1 pseudogene is annotated in these 403 nt (G+C 52.6%); it reads left to right on the forward strand.

Annotation, left to right across the window (positions count from 1 at the left end):
• A pseudogene (locus ASG38_RS17855) lies at positions 1-403 on the forward strand (hypothetical protein); the annotation flags it as partial.

Consider the following 403-nt stretch of genomic DNA (forward strand, 5'->3'; position numbering starts at 1 on the left):
GGTAACGGTAGCCAAGATAGCTAACGCGGGTAACAACCAGGTGCTGACTACAGATGGGACAGGCGCACCAACATGGGTGAACCAGTCAGCTTTGGTTCCTGCAACCACAAACACTTTGGTTAATAACGGTACCAACACACTCACATCAACCGTAAACGGAGCAGTGGCTACGGCAGCGGCAGTGAACAGCGTTACTACCACCTTATCCGGCTCAAACCTGACCACAACGGTAAACGGTGTGGGTAGTACGGCACTGAATCTGGCTCCGGTAGTGGCTGCCAATGACAAGACAAGTTCTGTATTGGCAGGAACCGCGACCACAGTAACTTCAGCAACCAGCGGCAACAATACGGCCTATACGGTAAACGTAAGTCCTGCAACGGCTTCCGCAACAGGAGCTGTA

It is taken from the genome of Flavobacterium sp. Leaf359 (assembly GCF_001423985.1).
Lineage (GTDB): Bacteria > Bacteroidota > Bacteroidia > Flavobacteriales > Flavobacteriaceae > Flavobacterium > Flavobacterium lindanitolerans.